The sequence below is a fragment of the Rathayibacter sp. VKM Ac-2926 genome (assembly GCF_022815565.1).
Lineage (GTDB): Bacteria > Actinomycetota > Actinomycetes > Actinomycetales > Microbacteriaceae > Rathayibacter > Rathayibacter festucae.
The window spans coordinates 250,645-272,517 of the sequence record NZ_JALGRS010000003.1 but is presented as its reverse complement, the minus strand read 5'-3'; the positions used below and the strand labels follow the sequence as shown (position 1 = coordinate 272,517).

Below are 21,873 nucleotides of genomic sequence, written 5' to 3'. Positions count from 1 at the left end.
GCCGACGACCCCGCCGACGACCCCGCCGACCGCGCCGCCGACGACCCCGCCGACTACGCCGCCGACCACGCCGCCGACGACCCCGCCGACCACGCCGCCCACGACTCCGCCCACGACTCCGCCCACGACGCCGCCGACGACGCCTCCGACGACTCCGCCGACGACGCCTCCGACGACGCCGCCGACGACGCCTCCGCCGACCACGCCGCCGACGACCCCACCCACGACGCCTCCGACGACTCCGCCGACCACGCCGCCGACGACCCCGCCCACGACCCCGCCGACCACGCCTCCGACCACGCCGCCTACGACGCCGCCGACCACGCCTCCGACCACGCCGCCCACGACGCCGCCGACCACGCCTCCGACGACGCCTCCGACGACGCCTCCGACGACGCCGCCGACGACCCCTCCGACGACGCCGCCCGTCGTGACGCCGACCCCGACGCCCACGCCGACCCCCACGCCCACGCCCACGGTCCAGCCCACGCCCCGGGCCTCCACCCCGCCGGTGATCCCGGCGAAGTCCGGGACGCCGCCGACCAGCGGACTCGCCTCGACCGGAGTCGAGACCGGTGCCGGTCTGTCGCTCGCGTTCCTCGCCCTGGGCGGCGGCGCACTGCTGCTGCTCCAGCAGCGACGAGCACGACGCCGCAACCGCAGCTGATCACCGCGACGCGGCGCTGCCGCTGAGAGGGGGAGCCGGGCCTCCCCCTTCCGGCCGGCGGGTGCCGTGGTGACAGCACTGCGGCACCCGCAGAACACAGGCTGAGAGCGCCGGATCCCTGACTGACAGGGGGTCCGGCGCTCTCAGCCTTCTCTGCGCCGTGCGGCGCGCGCCCGGTTCAGCCGGACGGGTTCTCGACCGGGTCGCCCTCGGGGTCGGTCGCCGTCTCGGGGTCGACCTCGTCGGGCTCGACCGGCTGGGTGTCGGGGGTGCTCGTGTCCGTCATGGGATCCTCCTCGTTGCTCGTTCCGCGGTCGGTCCTGCTCCCGCGGGTGTTCGGATCGTGCGTCGGCCACGCTACGGTCCGCCCGGCCCGGCGTGACCCCCGTTGACGCGAGCGGGGAGAGCGTGAGCGGGGCCGTTCCGCACGTGTCCCGCGCAGAGTCCGCGAGCGCGCGTGGCAGTCCGCCGTCTCCTCCGCAAGGCCTGGCTGCACTTCGGCGCGATTCGTAGGGTGAGGGCTCCCGAGTCGAGGAGCAGGCGCGCCAGATGATCCGAACCACCGTCACCATCGAGGGCAAGACCTACGGACTCTCCCAGGGGACGGACGTCGACGATCTCAAGGAGTCCGCGACCCGCGCGACCCAGGCCGGCGGCGGACTCATCGACTTCGTCGTGGTCGGCAACCGCCAGGTCAGCGTGCTGATCTCCTCCGGCGTGCCGGTGATCTTCGAAGAGGTCCAGGTCCCCGACGACGACCGCGACACCGGCGACCTGCAGGAGCCGTGGGACGACATCGACTACCTCGACTGACCCCGAACCTCCGCCCGGACGCCTCCCGAGGGAGCGCCGCCCGCGCGGTCTCAGACGCCTGAGGGGCGCCGCCGGCTGGACCCGGCGTCCCTCGGGCTCCTCCTCTCCTGCACCCGCCGCTGCGATCCGCGTGTCAGAGGGCGGTGGACTCGGCGTCCTCCGCGGCGGCGTCGGCCAGCTCGCCCGCGACGAGGATCGCCGCAGCGCTGCGGAGGGCCGAGCGCACCTGCTCGGCGCTGATCTCGAGGAGGTCGGCGATCACCGCGACGTCGTGCCCGCCGGTGTGGCGCAGCAGCCAGCACTGGCGCTCGAGGGCGGGCAGGCCGTGCAGGCGGCGGTGGAACGCGGAGCGGAGCAGGTCGTCCTCGCGGAGCCCGACGGGAGCGGACGCCGGAACGAGCGCGGCGCGGCGGCCGACGCTGTGACGGCCGATCTCCGTCCGTGCGATCTCGAGGGCCGACTGCTCGTCGGCGACCCGCGGTGATCCCGAGCGGAGGGTGACCGCGGCCTGGTGCAGGGCGGCGGTGGCCATCGACTCCGAGAGCGTGAGCCGGTAGGCGTAGGCGTAGAGACCGGCGGTGCGGTTCAGCGCGGGGGACTGCGCCTTCTCCGCTCTCGCGGGCTCGGCCGTCGCGGGCAGAGCGTTCGCGGGCAGGGCGTTCGCGCTCACGGGTCTCTCCTCGTCTCTACGCGGCCGGGGCGGGCTCGCGTCGAAGCCGATGCTAGGGGTGTCGAGAACGATCGTTCTACCCTTGACTTTCTCAGGCCATTATCGATACATACGCATCTTCGCTCGCCGTCACTCGCGCGCGGAGAGGATGCAGAACTCGTTCCCCTCCGGATCCGCGAGCACCACCCACGACTGCTCGCCCTGGCCGACGTCGATCCGGGTGGCGCCCAGCGCGATCAGCCGGTCGACCTCCGCGGCCTGATCGTCGGGCACGAAGTCGAGGTGCAGGCGGTTCTTCACGGTCTTCCGCTCAGGGACGTCGAGGAAGAGGAGGCTCGGGCCGCGGCCGGATGCGGGCAGCAGCTCGATCCCCTCGTCGTCCTCGTCGACGATGTCCCAGCCGAGCGCCTCCTGCCACCAGTGCCCCAGGGCGCGGAAGTCGGTGCAGTCGACGATGATCTCTTCGAAGCTCAGGCTCATGCCGCCGACGCTAATCGGCGTCCGCGGTGTCGCGGAAGGGGTCGCGGAGATCGGTGGAGAGAGCCCCGCACTCGGCACCTGGGGAGGAGCCCGTGCCGAAGCGGCACGACGGCTGGCTCCGGAGCGCGCGGTCCGGCATCCTCGAGCGGAGCCGGACGCACGCGCCGCGCTCGCCGGAGGGAACGACATGAGCAGCGAGCACGAGCACGGCGCCGAGCCCGGGACCGCCCGCGAGCACTGGGAGGCGCGCTACTCGGACTCCGACCGCGTCTGGTCGGGCCGGCCGAACGCGACCCTCGTCGAGCTCGTCGGCGACCTCACCCCCGGCCGCGCCCTCGACCTGGGCTGCGGCGAGGGCGGCGACGTCCTCTGGCTGGCGGCACAGGGCTGGACCGTCACCGGCCTCGACCTCTCCGAGACCGCGCTCGAGCGCGCCCGGGCCGAGGCGCTCGCCCGGGGTCTCGTGATCGACGTCCGCCAGGCGGATCTCGGCGCCGACTGGCCGGTCGAGGGCGTCTTCGACCTGGTCGCGTCGAGCTTCCTGCACTCGATGGTGGAGCTGCCGCGGATTCCCATCCTGCGCCGTGCCGCCGATCTCGTGGCGCCCGGCGGAGTCCTCGCGGTCGTCTCGCACGCGGCCGCGCCGCCCTGGTCCGCGCACGCGCACCGGCACGAGGGCGGGCCCGTCCTCGCCTCGCCCGAGGAGGAGCTCGCCGCCCTCGCCCTCGATCCGGCCGAGTGGACGCCCCGGCTCGTCGAGACCCGCGAGCGGACGGCGACCGGACCCGACGGCGAGGACACGGTCCTCCTGGACGGGGTCCTCCTCCTCGAGCGCGCTTCGCCTGCACGCTGAGGCGCCCGCGCCGCCGCCGTGGCTCCTCCACAGGAGCTCTTTCGCGGAGTTGTCTTCGGGCTGATCGACACCGCCCCGCGGGTGTCGACGGTCCCTGCTTCGATACTCGTATGGATGAGATCAGCGGCGCGAGCAGCGCGGAGGAACCGAGCGGGCCGGTCGCCGCGGTCGGCGCGGTGCTCGGCGTCGCCGCCGACCTCGGTGCCACATCGGCGCGGTTCCTGCTCACGCGGGCCGAGGCCGTGCACCTGGCGTACCGCACGGCGCTCACCGCTCCCGAGGAGTTCGCGCGGGGCGGCGGCCTCTCCCGGAGCGAGGCGAGCAGCCTCGTCGAGCGGTCGATCCGGGCGCAGTTCGCGGTCGCGCTGCGCCTGTCGGAGCGGGCGGCGTCGAAGGTGATCGATCAGGCGATCCTGCTGGTCGAGGAGCTGCCGTGCACGCGCGCCGCGGTGGCGGAGGGACGCCTCCTCTGGGAGTCGAGCGAGGTGATCTGCGCGACCGCCGCGACCCTGCCCGCCGCCTCTCGCGCCGCCTTCGACGAGCGCGCCGCAGGCGTCGCGCCGGACGTGACGCCGACGCAGCTGAGGCGGATCGTCGCCCGGCTCCGCGACGAGCTGCACGAGGAGCCGTTCGCTCAGCGCCATGCCCGCGCCCGCCAGGACCGCGCCGTGTGGATCTCGCCCGAAATCGACGGGATGGCGACTCTCTGCGCGCTCCTCCCCGCGCCGGACGCGATGGGCATCGGGGATCGTCTCGACCGCATCGCCCGCTCCCTCCGGGAGGGCGGCGACGAGCGCACGCTGGCTCAGCTGAAGGCCGATGCCCTCACCGATCTGCTGCGCGACGGCGACATCGCGGGCACCACTCCCGCGGGCGACGGTCCTCGAGTGTCCGAGTCGTACGTCCCCGGGATCCGAGCCGAGGTGCGGCTCACCCTCGCCGCGTCGACCGCCGCGGGACTCGACGACGCACCAGCCGACCTCGACGGCTACGGCCTCATCCCGGCCGACCTCGCCCGCGCGCTGGTCGAGACCGGCGCCTCCTTCACCCGCGTCCTCACGGATCCGGACACCCGCGCGGTCGTCTCCGTCGGCCGCACCTGCCGGGTCCCGCCCCCGCAGATGCGCCTGCATCTGCAGCTCCGAGACCAGACCTGCCGCTTCCCGGGCTGCACCCGCAGCGCCTCGAGGTCGGAGGCGGACCACACGATCGAGTGGCGCAACGGCGGCGAGACCGCCCTGGAGAACCTCGTCTCGCTGTGCACGTCGCACCACCACGTGCGCCACGGCGACCGCTGGACCTACGTCCCCCTCCCCGACGGCGGCATCGTCTGGACCACCCCGACCGGCCGCACCGTCACGATCCGCCCACCCGCTCTGGCCGGGGCGCCGCCGGGCCCCCGCTTCGAGGACATCCCGCCCCCGTTCTGACGGACGCGGGTCTCGATACGCGCTGCGCGCTACTCGACCAGCATGCTCCGCTCCGCGGACACCGGGCTGGAGCGATCAATGCTGATCGAGTAGCCCTCGCAGAGGGCGTATCGAGATCCACCGTTCTGCAGAGGGCGGGTCTCGATACGCGCTTCGCGCTACTCGACCAGCATGGAACGAGCGCGCCCGCCCATGCTCTCCAGCGCGTTCGCGCCTTCCCTGGATGGTCGGCGCCGCGGGGGTGATCCATGCTGATCGAGTAGCCCTCGGAGAGGGCGTATCGAGATCCACCGTCCGGCAGAACGCTGACTACCGTGGTCCCCGTACCCCGCACCCTCCAGGAGGCACCGTTGCCGCTCGATCCCTACCTCGCTGCCCGCCTGCCGCTGCTCGACGGCGTCGCCTACCCGCTCGACGCGGCGCAGGCGGCGAAGGTCGCCGAGTTCGAGGAGGACCCCGGTCCGTGGTCGCTCCCCGAGGGCGTCACCGTCTCCGACGCCGCGATCGACGGTCCGCACGGCCCGATCCCGCTCCGGATCTACGCGCCCGCAGAGCCAGCTGCCTCCGCCCTGCTCTGGGTGCACGGCGGCGGCTTCCAGGCCGGCGACCTCGAGATGCGCGAGTCGCACGTCGTCTCCGCCGAGCTCGCCGCCCGCGCCGGCACTCGCGTCGTCTCGGTCGGCTACCGCCTCGCGAGCGCCGAGGTCCGCTTCCCCGTCCCGCTCGACGACGTGCAGGCCGCCTGGCGCCACCTCCGCGCCGAGACCCCCGACGCGCTGCCCGTCGCGATCGGCGGCGCCAGTGCCGGCGCCGCCCTGGCCCTCGCCGCGACGCTCCGCGAGCGCGACGCCGGCACCCGCCTCCCCGACCACGTGCTGCTCGCCTACCCGTTCGCGCACTTCCCCAACCCCGCACTCGACGACGCCGTGATTCGCGAGCTGATGCCGCTCCCGCCGCTGCTGCGCTTCCCGACCGTCGGCATCGAGGACATGGTCCGCACCTACGTCGGGCGCCTCTCCGACCTGCCCCCGCACGCGCTCCCCGGCGCCGCGCCGCTGCACGGACTGCCGCCGGCCTCGGTCCTCGTCAACGAGTTCGACGAGCTGCGCGGCTCGGCCGAGCTCCTGCTCCGCCAGCTCGCGGAGGCGGGCGTCGCCGCGACCGGCTACCTCGCGCAGGGCATGCCGCACGGCCACCTCAACCGCACGCCCGCGCTGCCCGAGGTCGACCGCTCGCTGGCCTTCTTCGCGGCTCAGCTGCGCGCGCTGACGCAGGACAGGCGGTGAGGTCCCCGAACCCGCCCTCGGCGCCCCGGCCAGCACGTGGTGATGAGATGTCCTGTCTGCGCGGTCACCGGTCGTCGGTGCTGGGCTGTGAGTGATGGCCGGAGCCGTACGCTGCCCACCGCGTGACAGTGGGCCGGATTGACCGCCGGCCCGACGGTGTGTGCTCGCTCCGGTGCGCCTACCGACTCACCGCCCGACTGCGCCCCGCAGGGCGCTCCGTCTCACTCCTGCAGCAGATCGACCTCCCAGTTGGTGCGCTGGATCGCCGCGTCGAGGTCGCGCAGCTCACGGGCGAGCACGTCGGCCCGCGCGCGCAGCTCGCGCACCGGCAGCGCCGGCAGCCGCCGCAGCTCGCTGCGCAGCTGCCGATAGCCGCGGTCGCCCGCCGCCGCGTCGGCCGCGCGCACGACGATGCTGTGCTGCGTGCGGAGCGACTCGCGCCGGGCGAGCGCCGCGGTCAGCCGCGTGCCGTCGGGCGTGGTCGCCGTCGTGTTCGTCAGATTGACCGCGGTGACCAGGCGCTCCAGCGCGTCCAGCGCGCGCAGACACTCGGCCAGCAGCTCCGACGGGTCCTCCGTCGGCTCCTCGCCCTCCTGGTAGGAGGCGTTCGCGACGATCCGCGACTGGAGGGCCTCGATCCGCTTCTGCAGATCGGCCCGCTCGAGGAGTGCTTCGGCAAGCTTCATGACCCCAGGCAACCACACGCGCGGCGTCCTCGCTGCCCGTCTAGGCTGCCGATCGTGCCGCTGCAGAATCACCCGGGAGACGTCGAGTTCCCCGTGCGCTCCCGCCTGCGCTACGCGCGTGCCGCGGACGCGCACCGGCGCGCTCCCGGCGGCGGGATCGGCCGCCGCGCCCTGCTGGTCACGGCCGTCGCCGCTCCGCTCGGGATCGTCGGCTTCGTGCTCGGTCTCGCGAGCGCGGACGGCAGCACCGGACTGCCGATCTTCACCTTCGGCATCGGCCTCGTCCTCGGGCTGGCCCTCGCGTCGATCGCCTTCCAGATCCGCGACGCCGGAGCGCCCCGCCGGCAGCAGCTCGCCTACCGCGCCGAGGCGCGGACGCCCGCGCCGACCCTGCGCCAGCAGCAGCTGCTCGCCCTCGACGCCGTCAGCGACTTCTCCTTCGGCGGCTGGAACTCCTCGCTCGCCTTCCAGCCCACCTGGGCCGAGCTGCCCGCCGCGCTGCGCGCCCGCTACGCCGACGGCGCCAAGGGCTCGCCCTGGCCGGAGCTGCCGATGCCCGCGCTCACCGAGCAGCGCGGCGCGCTCGACCGCGACTTCCGCATCGCCTCGGCGGAGGACGTCGAGCTGTTCGTCGCCGACGTCCTCGCCCGCGGTCCGCTGTCGACGCGCTTCGCCGAGGTCTCCGCCTCGGAGGACGCCGAGCGGATGCGCTCCCGGATCGCGGCCCTCACCGGCGAGAGCGAGTTCCACCTGCTCGAGCGCGCGCAGCCGGTCGGCGGCCGCCCGCCCGTGCTGCTGCTCGCCGGCGACGCCGAGCGCACGATCGGAGCGATCCGCTACGCCTACGTCGCCGGCTACCTGACCGCCGACCGGGCCTGGGAGCTGCTGGAGAGCATCGGCTCCCGCGTCTTCGCGCAGTACAGCGGCTGGGACGGCTACTGGCGCGACGCCGCCGTCGCGATCGCGTTCCGCACCGACTCGCTCAGCGCCGTGCAGCAGTACCACCGGCTGCGCGGCGAGCTGCTGGCGTCGGACTGGCCGGCGGCGAGCACGCCGTACCCGGAGAGCGCATCGTGACCGAGTCGCGTCACGATCCCGAAGTCCCCGACGACCGCGACCCCACCCAGCAGGCGCTCGAGGCGATCCAGCGGATCAGCAGCGGAGGCGATCCCGCCGCCGCGGCCTTCGCGCTGTCGAACGCGTGGACCGACCGGCAGGTCGACCGGCTCAAGGCCTTCTGGCGGCGGTCGCGCCGGGACACCAGCGGCTACTGACATCGGAGGCTCATAGGCGACGCAAAGGCTCCCGCCTGCCGCGCCGGTCACTCTGGGGTTCCCCCGAGCCCCCGAGTGACAAGGATCCCCCGATGTCCCGCATCCCCGAGCCCGACCGCACCCCCGACGGCCTCCGCTACGAGGGCCGTGCCCTCGTCCGCCCCGACGACGAGGTCGTCGACCAGGGCCTCTCCTTCGACGTCGGCACCCTGCTGAGCCGCCGGATGCTCGATCGGCGCCGCGTGCTCGGCCTGATCGGGGTCGGCGCCGCCACCACGGCGCTGGCCGCGTGCTCGGCCGTCGCGGGCAGCGCCTCCGGAACCGCGACGAGCAGCGCGAGCAGCAGCGCCGCCGCGACCACCGGCGAGATCCCGGACGAGACCGCCGGTCCCTACCCCGGCGACGGCTCGAACGGCCCCGACGTGCTGAGCGACTCCGGCATCGTCCGCAGCGACATCCGCTCGAGCATCGACGGCGGCGCCACCGCGGCCGGCGTGCCGCTCGCCTTCACCCTGACGATCCTCGACACCGCGAACGGCGGCGTCCCGTTCGAGAACGCCGCCGTCTACGTCTGGCACTGCGACGCGTCCGGCGGCTACTCGATGTACTCCGACGGCATCACCGAGGAGACCTACCTCCGCGGCGTGCAGGTCGCCGACGCGAACGGCGAGGTCGGCTACACCTCGATCTTCCCGGCCTGCTACTCCGGCCGCTGGCCGCACATCCACTTCGAGGTCTACCCCGACGTCGACTCGATCAGCGACTCCGGCAACGCGATCGCGACCTCGCAGCTGGCCGTCCCCGAGGACGCCTGCACCGCGGTCTACGCGCTCAGCGGCTACGAGGGCTCGAGCGAGAACCTCGCCCAGGTGAGCCTCGACGACGACAACGTCTTCGGCGACGACGGCGGCGAGCTGCAGCTGCCGACCGCGACCGGCGACGCCACCTCCGGCTACCGCTTCGCCCTCACGGTCCGCGTCGACACGACGACGGAGCCGACCGGCGGGTCGGTGCCCTCGGGCGGCGGCGGCGCGGGCGGAGGACGTCCGCCCTCGGCCTGACCGCGCTCGGCGTGCCAGGCTTGCCGCATGGCTGTCGAGGTGGGTGCGGATCTCGAGGTGTCCGCGCGCCTGACGATCCCCGCGTCCGAGCTGCAGTGGCGGTTCTCCCGCTCCTCCGGCCCGGGCGGGCAGCACGTCAACACCTCCGACAGCCGGGTGCAGCTCACCTGGAGCGTCGCGGAGTCGGCCGCGCTCACGGACGACCAGCGGGAGCGCCTCCTCCAGCGGCTCGCCCAGCGCCTGGTCTCCGGAGCGATCACCGTCACGGTCTCGCAGGAGCGCTCGCAGCTGCGCAACCGCGAGGTCGCCCTCACGACCCTCCGCGACCTCGTCGCCGCGGCCCTCGCCCCGCCCGCCGCCCCGCGCCGGCCGACCCGCCCCACCCGCGGCTCCGGCCGCCGCCACCTCGCGAGCAAGCAGCAGCGCTCCGCCACCAAGCAGCAGCGCCGCCGCCCGACGGAGGACTGAGCACGCAGGACCGGCGCTAGAGCCGGTCGCTCCGCCACTCCGCCGCGAGCTCCTCGCCGCGGGCGAAGGCCTGCTCCTCGCGCTCGCGCAGCTCGACGCGGCGGATCTTGCCCGAGATGGTCTTGGGCAGCTCGTGGAACTCGATCCGGCGCACCCGCTCGAAGGAGGAGAGCAGCTCGTCGGTGTGCCGGAAGATCGCCGCGGCGGTCTCGGCGGTCGGCTCCCAGCCGTCCGCCAGCGCGACGTAGGCCTTGACCACGCTGTGCCGGGTCGGGTCGGGCGCCGGGACGACCGCGGACTCGGCGACGGCCGGGTGCTGCAGCAGCACGCTCTCGACCTCGAAGGGTGAGATCTTGAAGTCGGACGACTTGAAGATGTCGTCGGTGCGGCCGAGGAAGGTGATGGTGCCGTCGACGGCGCGGACGGCGACGTCGCCGGTGTGGAAGTAGCCGTCGGCCCGCGCGCGGGAGGTGCGCTCGTCGTCGCCGTGGTAGCCGGACATCAGGTTGACCGGCTCGGTGGACAGGTCGAGGCAGATCTCGCCTGTGGAGGAGGACTCGCCGGTGACCGGGTCGATCAGCGCGATCGCGACGCCCGGCAGCGGCCGGCCCATCGCTCCGGAGACGACCTCGGCGCCGGGCGGGTTGGCGATGATCGCCGTGGTCTCGGTCTGGCCGTAGCCGTCGCGGATGGTGAGGCCCCAGTCGCGCTCGACGGTCGCGATCACCTCGGGGTTCAGCGGCTCGCCGGCCGAGAGGATCTCGCTGAGAGAGCGCGGGCGGGCACCGAGATCGGACTGGATCAGCATCCGCCAGACCGTCGGCGGCGCGCAGAAGGTGGTGACGCCCGCGCGGTCCAGCTGCTCGCGCAGCGCGACCGGCGAGAACCGGGAGTAGTTGTAGACGAACACCGTCGCCTCGGCGTTCCACGGCGCGAAGAAGCAGCTCCAGGCGTGCTTGCCCCAGCCGGGCGAGCTGATCGCGGAGTGCACGTCGCCCGGCTGCACGCCGAGCCAGTACATCGTGCTGAGGTGCCCGACCGGGTACGACTCGTGGGTGTGCACGACCATCTTCGGCTTCGAGGTGGTCCCCGAGGTGAAGTAGATCAGGCAGGCGTCGGTGCTGTCGACGACGACCCTCGGCGCGATGCCGGGGGCCTCGATCGAGTCGGCGTAGTCGAGCCAGCCCTCGGGCACGTCCGCCGCGCCGCCCACCGCGATCAGCCCGACGTCCTCCGTGAGGCCCTCGAACTTCGCGGTCTCGGTCGCGTCCGCGATCACGTGCGCGACCTCGCCGCGCTCGAGGCGGTCGGCGAGGTCGGCGGGGGAGAGGAGCGTCGTGGCGGGCAGGATGACCGCGCCGAGCTTCATGATCGCGAGCATCGACTCCCACAGCTCGAGCCGGTTGCCGAGCATGAGCATCACGTGGTCGCCCTGCTCGACGCCGACGGAGTGCAGCCAGGCGGCGACCTCGTCGGAGCGCCAGCGCATCTCGTCGAAGGAGACCGTTGTCTCCGAGCCGTCCTCCTCGACGATCCAGAGGGCGGTCCTCTCGTTGCCGATGGCGATCTCGTCGAACCAGTCGACGGCCCAGTTGAAGTGCGGGCCGACGTCCGGCCAGCGGAAGGCGTCCGTGGCGGCCGCCGCGTCGGTGCGGTGCTCGAGCAGGGTGTCGCGCGCGGCGCGGAGGCGCCCGGTGGGGTTCATCCGACCATCCTCTCGCGCCGCGACGCCCAAGGGGTGTGGGCGACTAGTACTTGATCGACTGCCCGCCGTCGATCGGCAGCACGACCGCGTTGATGTAGGAGGCGTCGTCCGAGAGCAGGAAGGCGACGACCGAGGCGATCTCGGCGGCCTCGCCGTAGCGCTTGGTCGGGTTCACCTGGATGAACTCCTCGGCGGCCTTGCGCGGGTTCTCGGCGTCGAGCTGCTTCATCGAGTTCTCGACCATCGGCGTCCAGATGGCGCCCGGGGCGATCGCGTTGATGCGGATGCCGTACTGCCCGTACTCGATGCCGGAGTTGCGGGTGAGGCCGACGACGCCGTGCTTCGCGGCCGCGTAGCCGGACTGGTTGCCGATGCCGGTGATGCCGCCGACGCTCGCGGTGTTGACGACCATGCCCGAGCCCTGCTCGCGCATCACCTTGAGCACCTTCTCGAGGCCGAGGAACACGCCGCGGAGGTTGATCGCGACGACCTTGTCGAACTCGTCGGCGGTGAAGTCCTCGGTGCGGTTCTGGCGGCCCTCGATGCCGGCGTTGTTGAAGAAGCCGTCGATGCGGCCGAAGCGCGCGAGGGTCTGCGCGACGTAGTCGTCGACGTCGGACGCCTTCGACACGTCCGCGATCACGGTGAGCGACTCGGTGCCCTCGGGGAGCGCCTCGACGGTCGCGGCGAGACCCTGCTCGGAGACGTCGACGAGGGCGAGCTTCGCGCCCTCCGCGGCGAGGCGGACGGCGGTGGCGCGGCCGAGGCCGGAGCCGCCGCCGGTGATGAGGACGACGCGATCGGTGAAGCGGGTGCTGCTGATATCCATAGGTGCACTATATACCTAGTAGTACTCGGGAATCTGGGCGCGGGCTCCGTGGATCCGATGCCCGGAACCGCCGCGTCCGGTGCTCCGCGTCCCTGGCAACCGCCGCAGAGACCATCCCGCTCGGCGGCCGCCTCGGGTAGACCGGAGGGACCGACACGACCGCCGACACGAGCAGGGGGAGCCGTGAAGAGCAGGAGAAGAACGATGACCACGGGGGCCGCGCTGGCCCTCACCGGGCTGGCACTGGCCGCCTGCACCGCCCCGGCGGAGAGCGGAGCGGAGGCGACGCCGACCGTCTCGGAGGCGCCCGCGGCCTCCTCGACCGCCTCGGCCTCGCCGGGCGACCGCCCGATCGGGCCCGTCCGGCTGCCCGAGGGGGCGACCGCCGCCGTCGAGTGGGTCGACGAGACCGGCGCCGTCGCGCCGCAGACCGTGCGCCTCACCGGCGAGCCGCTGCACGTGACCGTCTCGGTCGTCTGCGACACCGCCGACGCCGAGGTGACCGTCGAGGTCGAGGGGCTGATGACCACCGGCTCGTCCTGCGTCTACGACCCGGGCACCACCCGGACGACGAGCAACGGCGGCGGCAACACCGGCTCGATGGAGATCGCCGTCGATCAGGACGCGCGCATCACCGTGACGACCGACCCCATCGACGCCCATTGGTCCGGCGCGGTCTCGACCGGCCCGCGCACCGTGCCGCTGGGCTGACCCGGGCGCTCCGGCTCGGCGCTAGCCCAGCGGCACGCCCAGGGCGGCCATGAACGGCACGGCGTCGACCGCCTCGCCGTCGACGCGGGTCTCGAAGTGCAGGTGGCAGCCGGTCGAGGCGCCGGTCGAGCCGCGGGTCGCGATGACCTCGCCCGCGACGACGGTGTCGCCGACGTCGACGAGCAGGTCCGTGTTGTGCGCGTAGCCGGTCTCGATGCCGCCGCCGTTGTCGAGCAGGATCCAGTTGCCGTAGCTGCCGGAGTAGGCCGCCTCCTCGACGGTGCCGCTCGCGGCCGCGAGGACCGGGGTCCCGCAGGCGCCGGCGAGGTCGGTGCCCTTGTGGAAGAGGTTCACGCCGGCGACCGGCTGGTCCGGGCGGGGGCCGTAGCTGCTGCTGATGTGGCCGGCGATCGGGAGCACCCAGGTTCCGGAGACCCCGGCGGCCGCGGCGGTCGACTCGCCCGCGCCGGCGGTGATCGCGTCGAGCGAGGCGGTGGGCACGAGGACCTCGGGCTTGGCCTCGGCGGCGAAGGCGTCGCGGGTGACGCTCTGCTGCACGACGCCCGCGGCGACGAAGCTCTGCGGGCGGGCCGCGGCGACGGCGTTCGCGGTGTCGGTCGCGACGGCGGACTCCGGGGTGTCGCCGACGGCGAAGGCGGGCATCGTCGAGGTGACGGCCAGGCCGACCACGAAGGTCATCGCGGCGAAGGCGGACACGCGGCGCGTCGAGGGGCGGCGGACGGCGGTGCTCCGGGCCGTGCTGCGGGCGGCGGCGGTGCGGGCGGCGGCGGTGCGGGCGACGCTGCGCGCGGCGACCTGCTCGGCCTCGCGCTGCTCGCGCAGCTGCCGGCGGGTCGGGAGGGCCTGCGCGGTCGCGGCGGAGACGGGGGCCGGGGCGTGGTCGGAGTGGTGCATGCAGTCGTGGTTTTCCGGGTCGTTCGCCGCGGGGGAACGGGGGCGCGGCAGGGCGGGTCGGGGCAGCGGAGCGCTCAGCAGCGCTCAGCAGGTGGTGCTCAGGGGGGTGTCAGCCGGGGCTCAGGGGACCGCGCGGCGACCCTCCAGAGTACCTGCGCAGCTCCGGAACGCCACTGGGAGAATGCCGAGCGGCGCACGGTATCGATGCCGCAGGCTCAGGCGAGCGCCTCCGCGCAGTGGCGGAGCAGGGCGTGCAGCTCGCGGATCCGCGCCCCGTCCAGCCCCGTCAGCATGCGCTCCTCGACCGCCCGGACGGCCGCGCTCGCCTCGCCGAGGAGCTCCTCGCCGGACGCCGTGAGCCGGATCGGCAGCGCCCTACCGCTCGGCGCCGTCTCGGCCCGGATCAGGTGACCGTCGCGCTCGAGCGACTGCAGCAGCACGTGCATCGACTGCCGGGTCACGAACGCGCCCCGCGCCAGCTCGGAGCTGGACAGCCCGGGCCGGTGCGCCAGCAGTTCCAGGCAGGAGTAGGCGGTGACCGTGATCCCGAGCGGCCGCAGCGCCGCCTCCATCGCGACGCGCAGGGCGCTCGACGCCTCCTTCAGCACGTAGCCGACGGAGGTGTCCAGCTCGATCCGTGCCGTGCTCTCGCCCTGTTGACTCATGTCAGTAGTCTGACATACGCTCCATGTAAGAAAACTGACACCCACCCCCGACGAAAGGCGCTCCCATGGCGATCACCGGCCCCGACTTCCTCTCCCTCCAGGTCCGCGACCTCGAGCGCTCCGCCGAGTTCTACGAGACCCGCCTCGGCCTCTCCCGCCGCCCCGGCCCGCCGCACGCCGTCGTCTTCGACACCGCGCCGATCCCGTTCGCCATCCGTGACGTGATCCCCGGCACCGAGCTCCCCGCCGAGCCCGGCCGCGGCATCGCGCTCTGGCTGCACGCGACCGAGGTCGCCGCCCTGCACGACGACCTCGCCGCCGCCGGCGTCCCGATCACGTCGGCTCCCGCCGAGGGCCCCTTCGGCCTGACCTTCACCTTCGCCGACCCGGACGGCTACCTGATCACCCTCCACGACCGCGCCTGACGCACCTGCGACTGCGAGACGCTACGCGTCCGCGCCCGCCGGCTGCCAGAGCTGGAGGCGGTTGCCCTCGGGGTCGTGCAGGTCGGCGAAGCGGCCGTTCGGGTAGGTCTCCGGGTCGATCTCGACGGTGATGCCCGCGGCGCGGAGCTGGGCGACGAGCGCGTCGAGCGAGCGGACGCGGAGGTTCAGGGTCCAGCCGGCGAGGCCGAGCGGCTCGGAGCCGGCCGGCATCGGGGCGAGGACGGTGGTGCCGGCGTCCTGGCGCCAGGAGGGGGCGCCGTACTCCATCGGCACCTCGTCGATGCCGAGGTGCTCGGCGTACCAGCGCGCCTGCGCCGCCGGGTCGCGCGCGGCGAAGAAGAAGCCGCCGATGCCCGTGACCCGCTCGCGCGACACGATCAGTACCGGCCGCTCGTGAAGACCAGCAGGGCGATCAGGCCGGCGACGGTCGCGGCGACGCCGGAGCCGAGGCGCCACCACATCCAGCGATCGCGCTTGGGGCCGCGCATCTGGCGGCGCAGCCCGTGCCTGCCGGAGTAGCCGCCGGGGTTCGGAGTGAAGACCATGACTCCAGCCTGCCTCACCAGGCTCGCCGGGTCACGGCCTCACACGCTCCACTCACTGTCGTCCCGCCAGGGCGCGAGGTCGACCTCGTTGCCCTCCGGGTCGGCGAGGGTCCACCACTCCGGCGCGTTCGCGTCGTCGACGACGCGCCCGCCGGCGGCGAGGGCCGCGGCGAGGCGGGCGTCGACGGCGTCGCGCGGCAGGTAGAGGTCGAGGTGGATCGTGTTGCGCTCCGGGCGCGGGCCTTCGATCCGCTGGATCCAGAGGTTCGGGCCGAGGGCGCGCGGACCGGCCAGGTCGGCGTCCTCGACGGGGGAGTAGCCGAGCACGGCCCGCCAGAAGGCGCGGACCGCGGCGACGTCGACGGCGTCGATCGCGATCTGCAGGCTCTGCACCGCGGCCGGCTCGGCGGGGAGGCCGAGCGCGCGGGCGGCGGCCGAGATCTCCCGGGCGAGGGCCAGATCGCGCTCGCTGATGTCGCCGACGTCGTGGCTGATCAGGCGCACGCCGACGCCGCCGTAGCGCAGATCGACGTCGGGGTGGTGGCCGGCCTGCTCGGCGAGGACGGCGATCGAGGCGACCAGGGCGGCCCCCGCGGCGAAGGAGCCGGCCCCGCGATCGCCGGTGCGGAAGTAGGCGCGGGCGCCGTCGCCGACGACCCGCCAGTCGGCGGTGCCGGGGGCGGCGCGGAAGTCGCGCGGGGAGATCGCATCGGTCATGCGGCAGTTGTACTCCCCGGCCGGCCGTTCCGCCCAGGCCCCGTGCGGTGCCCGCTCGCTACGGTGGACCCACGACCGATCGGGTCGACGAGTGTGAGGAGCCGGCATGGCGCAGAAGAAGAGGTCCGATTCGAAGAAGTCGTCGCAGAAGACCGACGACAAGGCCGCGCAGAAGCGCGCGAAGAAGGCCCTGGCCAAGGCGGAGAAGTCGGTCCGCGCGGCCCACGACGCCGTGCGCGACTCCAGCAAGAAGCTGCGCAAGAAGGCCCGCAAGCTCGCCGAGCAGACCGACACGCTCAAGCGCCGGCAGGAGAAGGCGGCGAAGAAGGCCGCCCAGGCCGAGAAGCGCAGCGCGCCCTCCGCGCCCAAGCACGTGGTCGAGCGCGAGCACATCGCCGTCGGCGCGGCCGACCCGTCGGTCACGCCCGACTTCACGCCGCCGCTGCCGAGCGCGGCGCACGACGAGCAGGACCAGGAGCAGGACAAGGCTCGCGAGGAGCAGGCCGAGCAGCAGCCCGAGCAGCAGCCCGACGCCGACCCCGAGCACGTGCCGGACCTCACGCTGCCGCTGCCGCACTCCTCGAACTGAGCGAGCCCCGCGGGACGCCCCTACCCTGAGAAACTGCACAGGGTAGCCCGGCGCGCCGCTCGGAGAGGTGAACAGCCGGTGAACGCCCCGGCGAACCCTTCCGGGCGGCCCGCGCGGGCGGGAGGATCTCCTCCGTGGATCCCTTCATCCTTCTCGCGCTCGTCATCGTCACCGCTCTGGCGTTCGATTTCACCAACGGCTTCCACGACACGGCGAACGCGATGGCCACGTCCATCGCGACCGGCGCGTTGAAGCCGAAGGTGGCCGTCACGCTCTCCGCCGTCCTCAATCTGGTCGGCGCGTTCCTCAGCATCGAGGTGGCGCTGACCGTCACCAACGCGGTCGTCAAGATCCAGGACTCCACCGGCGCGCCCGACCCGGCACTGCTGGAGGGCGGCGGCTCGGCGCTCCTGCTGATCGTGCTCGCCGGCCTCATCGGCGGCATCGTCTGGAACCTCCTCACCTGGCTGCTCGGTCTGCCCTCCAGCTCGTCGCACGCCCTCTTCGGCGGCCTGATCGGCTCGGCGCTCGCCGGCCTCGGCCTCAACGGCGTCAACTGGGCCGGCGACGGCTCGAAGCTCGACGGCGTCGTCGGCAAGGTGATCCTGCCCGCGCTGATGTCCCCGGTGCTCGCCGGCGCGGTCGCCGCGATCGGCACCTGGCTCGTGTTCCGCGTGATCGGCAACCTCGCCGACCGCCGCATCCACCGCGGCTTCCGGATCGGCCAGATCGGCAGCGCCTCGCTCGTCTCGCTCGCGCACGGCACCAACGACGCGCAGAAGACCATGGGCGTCATCACCCTCGCGCTGATCGCCGCGGGCGGCTGGAGCGACACCGAGTCCGTCCCGTTCTGGGTCAAGCTCAGCTGCGCGCTCGCCATCTCGCTCGGCACCTACATCGGCGGCTGGCGCATCATCCGCACCGTCGGCAAGGGCCTCGTCGAGATCGACACCCCGCAGGGCATGGCCGCCGAGAGCGCCTCCGCCGCCGTCATCCTCGCCTCCAGCCACCTCGGCTTCGCCCTCTCGACCACGCACGTCGCGACCGGCTCGATCCTCGGCTCCGGCGTCGGCCGCCCCGGCGCGCAGGTCCGCTGGCGCGTGGCGCTGCGGATGGTGATCGCCTGGGTGATCACGCTCCCCGCCGCCGCGCTGATGGGCGCCGTGATGTGGTGGATCGGCCACCTGGTCGGCGGGGCCGCCGGCGGCATCCTGATGACCGCCGTCCTCGTCGCCGTCGCCGTCTTCATCTACGTCCGCTCGCGCCGCGACAGCATCGGCGCGCACAACGTCAACGACGAGTGGTCGGACGCGGGCACCGCGGCGAAGCAGACCGCCGGCGTCTAGCCCGGATCCCTCCGTACCGACTCGAAAGGACCGACCCGTGCTCTCCCTCTTCTTCACTGCCGCCGGCCAGGTGGCGCTCATCGCCGTGCTCCTCGGCGCGGGCCTGCCCGTGCTCTTCGCCGTCGGCGTCCGCTCGTTCGCCCTCGCCGGCGGTGACGGAGCCACCGGAACCGCGACCTCGACCTCGCAGGCTCCCGGCCTCCCCGCGCCGCTGCTGCGCGCACTCGGCGTGCTCTGCTTCGTGATCGTGGTCGCCGCCGTGGCGGTGGGCCTGAGCATCATCATCGCGACCGGCCTCGGCCAGGCCGTCAGCTTCGAGCACGTCTTCCCGACGTTCGTCCCCAAGGGCTGAGCATGGCGGCGACCGACCCGGCGGCGACCGACCCGGCGGCGCCCGACGCGGCGGCTCCCGCCCCCGCGGACGGCGTCGTCGCCCGGGTGGTCAGCTGGCTCCGCGCGGGCTACCCCTCCGGAGTGCCGGAGACCGACTACGTTCCGCTGCTCGGCCTCCTCCAGCGCAGCCTGACCCGCGACGAGCTGGAGCAGGTCGTCCGCCAGCTGCTCTCCGACGCGGTGCGCGCCGACGCGGCCGGCGAGGAGTTCTCCGCCGCGAGGATGCGGCAGCGCATCGAGGAGACGCTCCTCGGCCCCGCGCTGCCCGAGGACCTCGTCCGGGTCTCGGCACGGCTCGCGAGCGCGGGCTGGCCGCTGGCCCGCCCGGAGGAGCTCGCCGAGCCGGAGCGCCCGGCCTCGGAGCGCGCCGGACTCGTCACGCGCGTCGTCCGCTGGCTCCGCGCGGGCTACCCCGCCGGGCTGCCCGAGCAGGACTTCGTGCCGCTGATCGCGCTGCTGCGCCGCCGGCTCTCCGACGAGGAGGTCGCCGAGGTCGCGACGCGCCTGGCGGCGGAGGGCGGGCTGCCGGCCAGCCGCGTCGACGTCGGCACGGCGATCGCCGCGGTCACCTCGGAGCTGCCGTCGGACGCCGACATCGAGCGGGTCCGGCTCTCGCTGGCCGAGCACGACCGGCCGGAGGAGTTCGCGAGCTGAGCGGGCCGGTGCAACCGGCTCAGGCCAGGAGCACGCGCGGCGGGTAGGGGTCGTGGCTGAAGCAGAGCGTCAGCCCGGCGGCCTCGAGGCGCTCCAGCTCGTGCGACGTGCGGTGGTGCGCCTCCGCGTCGTGGCTGATCAGCCGGGGGAGGAAGCGCAGCCGGTCCGACCAGGTCAGGAACTCGCGGCCCCAGGCCGCGTCGCCGGCCAGCAGCACGCGGCCCTCGACCAGCGCGCCGAGGTGGCCGCTCGCGTGCCCGGGCAGCGGGGTGATCACGAAGCGGCCGTCGCCGAAGAGGTCGTAGCCGGCCACGCCGCTGGGAGTGGTCGCCACCGGCTGGTCGTCGACGAGCGTCGCCGTGTCCGCCCGGGTCGGGATCAGCGCCGCGAAGACGCCGTCGGTGATCCGGCTCCGCTCGATCGTCTCGAGCTGGCCGCGCGAGAGCACGAGCGTCGCGTCCGGGAACCAGCGCAGGCCCCCGACGTGGTCGGGGTGCAGGTGCGAGAGCACGACCGTGTCGATGTCGGACGGCGCGAGGCCGACGGCCGCGAGCCGCCGGTCGATCGTCTCGTCGGCGCCGACGCGGGCCGGGAGGATCCGCCGGTAGAGCACGCCGACGGCGCCGGTGCCGCGCAGCGTCGGCGGGTAGCCGGTGTCGAAGAGCACGCGCCGGCCGCTCGGGTGCGTGTAGAGGAAGGCGGCGGAGGGGAAGGTGCGCCGCGCGGGGCTCCCGCCGCGGAAGACGCGGGAGAGCGGGAAGCTCGTCTCGCCGCAGGCGAAGACCTGGAGGGCCGGCCCGTGCTCACCCATGCGCGCTCCGGTAGTGCTCGCCGACCCTCCGCAGGCCCTCCGCGAGCGGCACCCGCGGCGCGTAGCCGAGCTCGGCGCGCGCCCGCGAGATGTCGAGGGTCTGCGCGTAGGCGAGGGTGGCGACCGTGTAGCGGGTGAACGGCGGCTCCGCGCCGCCGGGGATCACCGCGTAGACGCGCTCGAGGACGACCGCGAGCGCGCTGAGCACCCGCAGGTCCACCGTCAGGTAGCGCGGCTCCTCGCCCATCGCGGCGAAGAAGCGGTCGAGCAGCTCGCCGAGCGGGGCCGGCTCGCCGTTGGTGATGTTGTAGACGCCGCCGTTCGCCACCGGGGCGTCCGCGGCGAGGCGGAGCGCGAGGGCCGCGTTCTCGACGCAGGTGATGTCGACCGGGTTCCGGCCGCCGTCGAAGAGCGGGACGCCGCGGCGCCGGCTCGCGGCGACGAAGCGCGGGATGAGGCTCGGGTCGCCGACGCCGATCAGTCCGCGCGGACGCAGGATCACCAGCTCCGAGATCCGGCCGGCGGCGTGCGCCTCCTGCAGCAGCCGCTCGGCGGCGATCTTGCTGCGGATGTAGAGGCTCATCCGGCTGCGGGGGTCGACGTCCTCCTCGCGGATGCCGAGCCGGTGGCGCCGGGCCGAGTAGATGCTCGGCGAGGAGACGAAGACGATCCGGCGGATCCCGCAGCGCTCGGCGAGGTCGATCATCGCCGCGGTGCCCGCGACGTTCGCCGCGTGGAACTCGCGCCAGCGGCCCCAGGGGCTGGAGAGGGCGGCGGCGTGCACGAGCACGTCGGCGCGGACGTCGCGCGTCGCGAGCTCGGCGAGGTCGGCCGCGATCGTCTCGGCGCCCGTCGCGCGCAGGCGGGCGAGCGCGTCGGCGTTCCGGCCGGTCGCGATCACCTCGTCGCCCGCGGCCAGGAACTCGGCGACCGCGTGGCCGCCGAGGAAGCCGGTCGCCCCGGTGATCAGGACGCGGCGGGGCCCGGGCTGCTCAGCGGACTCCCGCGCGTCAGCGGACTCCCGGGCGTCAGCGGACATCGACGACCTCCGCGACGCCCGCGCGGCCCCAGCGCTTTCGGCCCCAGTACCAGAGCAGGATCCCGAGGTAGCCGAGCGCCTTGCCCTTGCGGATCGACATCCGCACCACGGCCTTCCGGTCGAGCCGTGCCTGCGCCCGCGGGATCACCCGGCAGACCTTCAGGTGCAGCTCCAGGTCCTCGTCGGTGTCGTCGATGCTCGAGCGCGGGAAGCCGCCGACCTCGAGGTAGAGCGCGGCGTCGATCGCCAGGTTCGAGCCGGCCGCCATGAACATCCGGTAGCGCTGGCCGGGCCGGCGGTAGAAGACGCCGGGGGCGTGCTCCATCAGGCGGATCATCGCGGTGCCGATCACGCCGTCGTACCAGCGGTAGACCGGCTCGTCGGTGCGCGGCACGAGCCGGCCGCCGACGAAGCGGGCACCGTCGGCGACGTCGGCCTTCAGGCGCGCCACCCAGTCCGGGGCGGGCAGGCAGTCCGCGTCGGTGCGCGCGACCGTCGCGGCGCCGTGCGCGACGGCGTGGCGGAAGCCGGTGTCCGAGGCGGCTCCGGTGCCCTTCTGCGGCTCGTCGATCACGAGGACCGGGCGGTCGGGCCGCCGGGCCCGGAACGCGTCGATCACCGCGCGGGAGCGGTCGGTGCTGCCGTTGTCGACGAGCAGCAGGGTGAAGCCGGGGTCGGTCTGCCCGGCGAGGGCGTCGAGGGCGCCGCCGAGCAGCTTCTCCTCGTCGTAGAAGGGCACGACCACCCAGAACGCGCCATTCGTCGACTCGGTCACGCCGGACCCCCCTTCCGTCCCGCCGGAGCCTAGCGCGAGCGGGCG

General features: G+C 74.0%; 28 protein-coding genes. 15 read left to right on the top strand and 13 right to left on the bottom strand.

Annotated features, from left to right (window positions below):
- Both MT351_RS05660 and MT351_RS05655 read left to right on the top strand, forming a co-directional pair.
- A partial coding sequence (locus MT351_RS05660) for a hypothetical protein (RefSeq protein WP_243581506.1) occupies nucleotides 1-693 on the top strand: 693 nt, incomplete at its 5' end.
- Nucleotides 694-1,216: 523 nt separating this feature from the next.
- A complete protein-coding gene (locus MT351_RS05655; protein WP_123447479.1) occupies nucleotides 1,217-1,480 on the top strand; it encodes a hypothetical protein in 264 nt (87 codons plus the stop codon).
- Nucleotides 1,481-1,613: 133 nt separating this feature from the next.
- Here MT351_RS05655 and MT351_RS05650 read toward each other — a convergent pair whose 3' ends face one another.
- Nucleotides 1,614-2,150: an RNA polymerase sigma factor gene (locus tag MT351_RS05650; protein ID WP_243581504.1), complete on the bottom strand. Its 537-nt coding sequence runs from the start codon at nucleotides 2,148-2,150 to the stop codon at nucleotides 1,614-1,616.
- 129 nt (nucleotides 2,151-2,279) lie between these two features.
- On the bottom strand, nucleotides 2,280-2,630 hold the full coding sequence (locus MT351_RS05645; protein WP_123447481.1) for a VOC family protein: 351 nt from the start codon (nucleotides 2,628-2,630) through the stop codon (nucleotides 2,280-2,282).
- 187 nt (nucleotides 2,631-2,817) lie between these two features.
- Here MT351_RS05645 and MT351_RS05640 point away from each other — a divergent pair, with 187 nt between their 5' ends.
- The 3 genes from MT351_RS05640 (at nucleotide 2,818) to MT351_RS05630 (ending at nucleotide 6,199) form a co-directional block, all read left to right on the top strand.
- On the top strand, nucleotides 2,818-3,483 hold the full coding sequence (locus tag MT351_RS05640) for a cyclopropane-fatty-acyl-phospholipid synthase family protein (protein WP_243581502.1): 666 nt from the start codon (nucleotides 2,818-2,820) through the stop codon (nucleotides 3,481-3,483).
- 110 nt (nucleotides 3,484-3,593) lie between these two features.
- The gene (locus MT351_RS05635) at nucleotides 3,594-4,913 is read left to right on the top strand and encodes an HNH endonuclease signature motif containing protein (protein WP_243581500.1); all 1,320 of its coding nucleotides are present in this window, start codon (nucleotides 3,594-3,596) and stop codon (nucleotides 4,911-4,913) included.
- A gap of 350 nt (nucleotides 4,914-5,263) precedes the next feature.
- Nucleotides 5,264-6,199 carry an alpha/beta hydrolase gene (locus tag MT351_RS05630; RefSeq protein ID WP_243581499.1) on the top strand — a complete coding sequence of 312 codons (936 nt, stop codon included), beginning with the start codon at nucleotides 5,264-5,266 and terminating at the stop codon, nucleotides 6,197-6,199.
- 221 nt (nucleotides 6,200-6,420) lie between these two features.
- Here MT351_RS05630 and MT351_RS05625 read toward each other — a convergent pair whose 3' ends face one another.
- Complete coding sequence (locus tag MT351_RS05625) at nucleotides 6,421-6,885, bottom strand: DIP1984 family protein (protein ID WP_243581498.1); 465 nt, start codon at nucleotides 6,883-6,885, stop codon at nucleotides 6,421-6,423.
- Between the two features lie 54 nt (nucleotides 6,886-6,939).
- Here MT351_RS05625 and MT351_RS05620 point away from each other — a divergent pair, with 54 nt between their 5' ends.
- From MT351_RS05620 to arfB, 4 genes are all read left to right on the top strand, one after another.
- Nucleotides 6,940-7,962 (top strand): DUF1266 domain-containing protein, encoded by a 1,023-nt coding sequence (locus MT351_RS05620; RefSeq protein WP_243581497.1) that lies wholly within the window; start codon nucleotides 6,940-6,942, stop codon nucleotides 7,960-7,962.
- Nucleotides 7,959-8,159: a hypothetical protein gene (locus MT351_RS05615; protein WP_132435356.1), complete on the top strand. Its 201-nt coding sequence runs from the start codon at nucleotides 7,959-7,961 to the stop codon at nucleotides 8,157-8,159. Before MT351_RS05620 ends, MT351_RS05615 begins: the two co-directional genes overlap by 4 nt.
- A 92-nt stretch (nucleotides 8,160-8,251) precedes the next feature.
- Nucleotides 8,252-9,220 (top strand): intradiol ring-cleavage dioxygenase, encoded by a 969-nt coding sequence (locus MT351_RS05610; protein ID WP_132435354.1) that lies wholly within the window; start codon nucleotides 8,252-8,254, stop codon nucleotides 9,218-9,220.
- A gap of 27 nt (nucleotides 9,221-9,247) precedes the next feature.
- Complete coding sequence (gene arfB, locus MT351_RS05605; protein ID WP_132435352.1) at nucleotides 9,248-9,688, top strand: alternative ribosome rescue aminoacyl-tRNA hydrolase ArfB; 441 nt, start codon at nucleotides 9,248-9,250, stop codon at nucleotides 9,686-9,688.
- Between the two features lie 16 nt (nucleotides 9,689-9,704).
- Here the strand turns inward: arfB and MT351_RS05600 are convergent, their stop codons facing one another.
- Together MT351_RS05600 and MT351_RS05595 are read right to left on the bottom strand one after the other, a co-directional pair.
- Nucleotides 9,705-11,393, bottom strand: coding sequence for an AMP-binding protein (locus tag MT351_RS05600; RefSeq protein WP_243581496.1), 1,689 nt, complete (start codon nucleotides 11,391-11,393; stop codon nucleotides 9,705-9,707).
- A 43-nt stretch (nucleotides 11,394-11,436) separates the two neighbouring features.
- Nucleotides 11,437-12,222, bottom strand: a complete 786-nt coding sequence (locus tag MT351_RS05595) for a glucose 1-dehydrogenase (protein WP_123734567.1) — start codon at nucleotides 12,220-12,222, stop codon at nucleotides 11,437-11,439.
- A gap of 204 nt (nucleotides 12,223-12,426) precedes the next feature.
- Here MT351_RS05595 and MT351_RS05590 point away from each other — a divergent pair, with 204 nt between their 5' ends.
- Nucleotides 12,427-12,933, top strand: a complete 507-nt coding sequence (locus tag MT351_RS05590; protein WP_243581495.1) for a hypothetical protein — start codon at nucleotides 12,427-12,429, stop codon at nucleotides 12,931-12,933.
- 21 nt (nucleotides 12,934-12,954) lie between these two features.
- Here the strand turns inward: MT351_RS05590 and MT351_RS05585 are convergent, their stop codons facing one another.
- Together MT351_RS05585 and MT351_RS05580 are read right to left on the bottom strand one after the other, a co-directional pair.
- Nucleotides 12,955-13,848, bottom strand: a complete 894-nt coding sequence (locus MT351_RS05585; protein ID WP_123447495.1) for a M23 family metallopeptidase — start codon at nucleotides 13,846-13,848, stop codon at nucleotides 12,955-12,957.
- A gap of 215 nt (nucleotides 13,849-14,063) precedes the next feature.
- Nucleotides 14,064-14,513 carry a MarR family winged helix-turn-helix transcriptional regulator gene (locus MT351_RS05580; protein WP_123731675.1) on the bottom strand — a complete coding sequence of 150 codons (450 nt, stop codon included), beginning with the start codon at nucleotides 14,511-14,513 and terminating at the stop codon, nucleotides 14,064-14,066.
- 65 nt (nucleotides 14,514-14,578) lie between these two features.
- Here MT351_RS05580 and MT351_RS05575 point away from each other — a divergent pair, with 65 nt between their 5' ends.
- Complete coding sequence (locus tag MT351_RS05575) at nucleotides 14,579-14,938, top strand: VOC family protein (RefSeq protein ID WP_243581494.1); 360 nt, start codon at nucleotides 14,579-14,581, stop codon at nucleotides 14,936-14,938.
- 21 nt (nucleotides 14,939-14,959) lie between these two features.
- On the opposite strand, the gene MT351_RS05570 is transcribed toward MT351_RS05575, so the two are convergent.
- The 3 genes from MT351_RS05570 to MT351_RS05560 are packed head-to-tail and all read right to left on the bottom strand — an operon-like array spanning nucleotide 14,960 to nucleotide 16,221.
- Nucleotides 14,960-15,334 carry a VOC family protein gene (locus tag MT351_RS05570; RefSeq protein WP_308197713.1) on the bottom strand — a complete coding sequence of 125 codons (375 nt, stop codon included), beginning with the start codon at nucleotides 15,332-15,334 and terminating at the stop codon, nucleotides 14,960-14,962.
- Between the two features lie 2 nt (nucleotides 15,335-15,336).
- Nucleotides 15,337-15,504, bottom strand: coding sequence for a hypothetical protein (locus MT351_RS05565; protein WP_243581493.1), 168 nt, complete (start codon nucleotides 15,502-15,504; stop codon nucleotides 15,337-15,339).
- 39 nt (nucleotides 15,505-15,543) lie between these two features.
- Nucleotides 15,544-16,221 (bottom strand): VOC family protein, encoded by a 678-nt coding sequence (locus tag MT351_RS05560; protein WP_243581492.1) that lies wholly within the window; start codon nucleotides 16,219-16,221, stop codon nucleotides 15,544-15,546.
- Nucleotides 16,222-16,327: 106 nt separating this feature from the next.
- On the opposite strand from MT351_RS05560, the gene MT351_RS05555 reads away from it, so the two are divergent.
- The 4 genes from MT351_RS05555 to MT351_RS05540 all read left to right on the top strand — a co-directional run bounded on the left by MT351_RS05555 (nucleotide 16,328) and on the right by MT351_RS05540 (nucleotide 19,203).
- Nucleotides 16,328-16,810: a hypothetical protein gene (locus MT351_RS05555; RefSeq protein ID WP_243581491.1), complete on the top strand. Its 483-nt coding sequence runs from the start codon at nucleotides 16,328-16,330 to the stop codon at nucleotides 16,808-16,810.
- 134 nt (nucleotides 16,811-16,944) lie between these two features.
- Nucleotides 16,945-18,156 carry an inorganic phosphate transporter gene (locus tag MT351_RS05550; RefSeq protein ID WP_243581490.1) on the top strand — a complete coding sequence of 404 codons (1,212 nt, stop codon included), beginning with the start codon at nucleotides 16,945-16,947 and terminating at the stop codon, nucleotides 18,154-18,156.
- 37 nt (nucleotides 18,157-18,193) lie between these two features.
- A complete protein-coding gene (locus MT351_RS05545) occupies nucleotides 18,194-18,508 on the top strand; it encodes a hypothetical protein (protein ID WP_243581489.1) in 315 nt (104 codons plus the stop codon).
- Nucleotides 18,509-18,510: 2 nt separating this feature from the next.
- Nucleotides 18,511-19,203, top strand: coding sequence for a DUF3349 domain-containing protein (locus tag MT351_RS05540; RefSeq protein WP_243581488.1), 693 nt, complete (start codon nucleotides 18,511-18,513; stop codon nucleotides 19,201-19,203).
- 19 nt (nucleotides 19,204-19,222) lie between these two features.
- Here MT351_RS05540 and MT351_RS05535 read toward each other — a convergent pair whose 3' ends face one another.
- From MT351_RS05535 to MT351_RS05525, 3 genes are read right to left on the bottom strand one after another with little or no spacing between them, the layout of a single operon-like run.
- The gene (locus MT351_RS05535; RefSeq protein WP_243581487.1) at nucleotides 19,223-20,014 is read right to left on the bottom strand and encodes an MBL fold metallo-hydrolase; all 792 of its coding nucleotides are present in this window, start codon (nucleotides 20,012-20,014) and stop codon (nucleotides 19,223-19,225) included.
- Nucleotides 20,007-21,053, bottom strand: coding sequence for an NAD(P)-dependent oxidoreductase (locus tag MT351_RS05530; RefSeq protein WP_243581486.1), 1,047 nt, complete (start codon nucleotides 21,051-21,053; stop codon nucleotides 20,007-20,009). Before MT351_RS05530 ends, MT351_RS05535 begins: the two co-directional genes overlap by 8 nt.
- Entirely contained in the window at nucleotides 21,043-21,828 is a 786-nt protein-coding gene (locus MT351_RS05525) for a glycosyltransferase family 2 protein (RefSeq protein ID WP_243581485.1), read from the bottom strand. The genes MT351_RS05530 and MT351_RS05525 overlap by 11 nt, the downstream gene beginning before the upstream one ends.
- Between the last annotated feature and the right edge of the window lie 45 nt (nucleotides 21,829-21,873).

What these genes read in the sequence shown, in the direction of transcription:
- MT351_RS05655 (WP_123447479.1), top strand. Translation starts at nt 1,217, where the DNA reads ATGATCCGAACCACCGTCACCATCGAGGGCAAGACCTACGGACTCTCC.
- MT351_RS05645 (WP_123447481.1), bottom strand. Translation starts at nt 2,630, where the DNA reads ATGAGCCTGAGCTTCGAAGAGATCATCGTCGACTGCACCGACTTCCGC.
- MT351_RS05640 (WP_243581502.1), top strand. Translation starts at nt 2,818, where the DNA reads ATGAGCAGCGAGCACGAGCACGGCGCCGAGCCCGGGACCGCCCGCGAG.
- MT351_RS05635 (WP_243581500.1), top strand. Translation starts at nt 3,594, where the DNA reads ATGGATGAGATCAGCGGCGCGAGCAGCGCGGAGGAACCGAGCGGGCCG.
- MT351_RS05625 (WP_243581498.1), bottom strand. Translation starts at nt 6,885, where the DNA reads ATGAAGCTTGCCGAAGCACTCCTCGAGCGGGCCGATCTGCAGAAGCGG.
- MT351_RS05610 (WP_132435354.1), top strand. Translation starts at nt 8,252, where the DNA reads ATGTCCCGCATCCCCGAGCCCGACCGCACCCCCGACGGCCTCCGCTAC.
- arfB (WP_132435352.1), top strand. Translation starts at nt 9,248, where the DNA reads ATGGCTGTCGAGGTGGGTGCGGATCTCGAGGTGTCCGCGCGCCTGACG.
- MT351_RS05600 (WP_243581496.1), bottom strand. Translation starts at nt 11,393, where the DNA reads ATGAACCCCACCGGGCGCCTCCGCGCCGCGCGCGACACCCTGCTCGAG.
- MT351_RS05595 (WP_123734567.1), bottom strand. Translation starts at nt 12,222, where the DNA reads ATGGATATCAGCAGCACCCGCTTCACCGATCGCGTCGTCCTCATCACC.
- MT351_RS05590 (WP_243581495.1), top strand. Translation starts at nt 12,427, where the DNA reads ATGACCACGGGGGCCGCGCTGGCCCTCACCGGGCTGGCACTGGCCGCC.
- MT351_RS05585 (WP_123447495.1), bottom strand. Translation starts at nt 13,848, where the DNA reads ATGCACCACTCCGACCACGCCCCGGCCCCCGTCTCCGCCGCGACCGCG.
- MT351_RS05580 (WP_123731675.1), bottom strand. Translation starts at nt 14,513, where the DNA reads ATGAGTCAACAGGGCGAGAGCACGGCACGGATCGAGCTGGACACCTCC.
- MT351_RS05575 (WP_243581494.1), top strand. Translation starts at nt 14,579, where the DNA reads ATGGCGATCACCGGCCCCGACTTCCTCTCCCTCCAGGTCCGCGACCTC.
- MT351_RS05565 (WP_243581493.1), bottom strand. Translation starts at nt 15,504, where the DNA reads ATGGTCTTCACTCCGAACCCCGGCGGCTACTCCGGCAGGCACGGGCTG.
- MT351_RS05560 (WP_243581492.1), bottom strand. Translation starts at nt 16,221, where the DNA reads ATGACCGATGCGATCTCCCCGCGCGACTTCCGCGCCGCCCCCGGCACC.
- MT351_RS05555 (WP_243581491.1), top strand. Translation starts at nt 16,328, where the DNA reads ATGGCGCAGAAGAAGAGGTCCGATTCGAAGAAGTCGTCGCAGAAGACC.
- MT351_RS05540 (WP_243581488.1), top strand. Translation starts at nt 18,511, where the DNA reads ATGGCGGCGACCGACCCGGCGGCGACCGACCCGGCGGCGCCCGACGCG.
- MT351_RS05535 (WP_243581487.1), bottom strand. Translation starts at nt 20,014, where the DNA reads ATGGGTGAGCACGGGCCGGCCCTCCAGGTCTTCGCCTGCGGCGAGACG.
- MT351_RS05530 (WP_243581486.1), bottom strand. Translation starts at nt 21,053, where the DNA reads ATGTCCGCTGACGCCCGGGAGTCCGCTGACGCGCGGGAGTCCGCTGAG.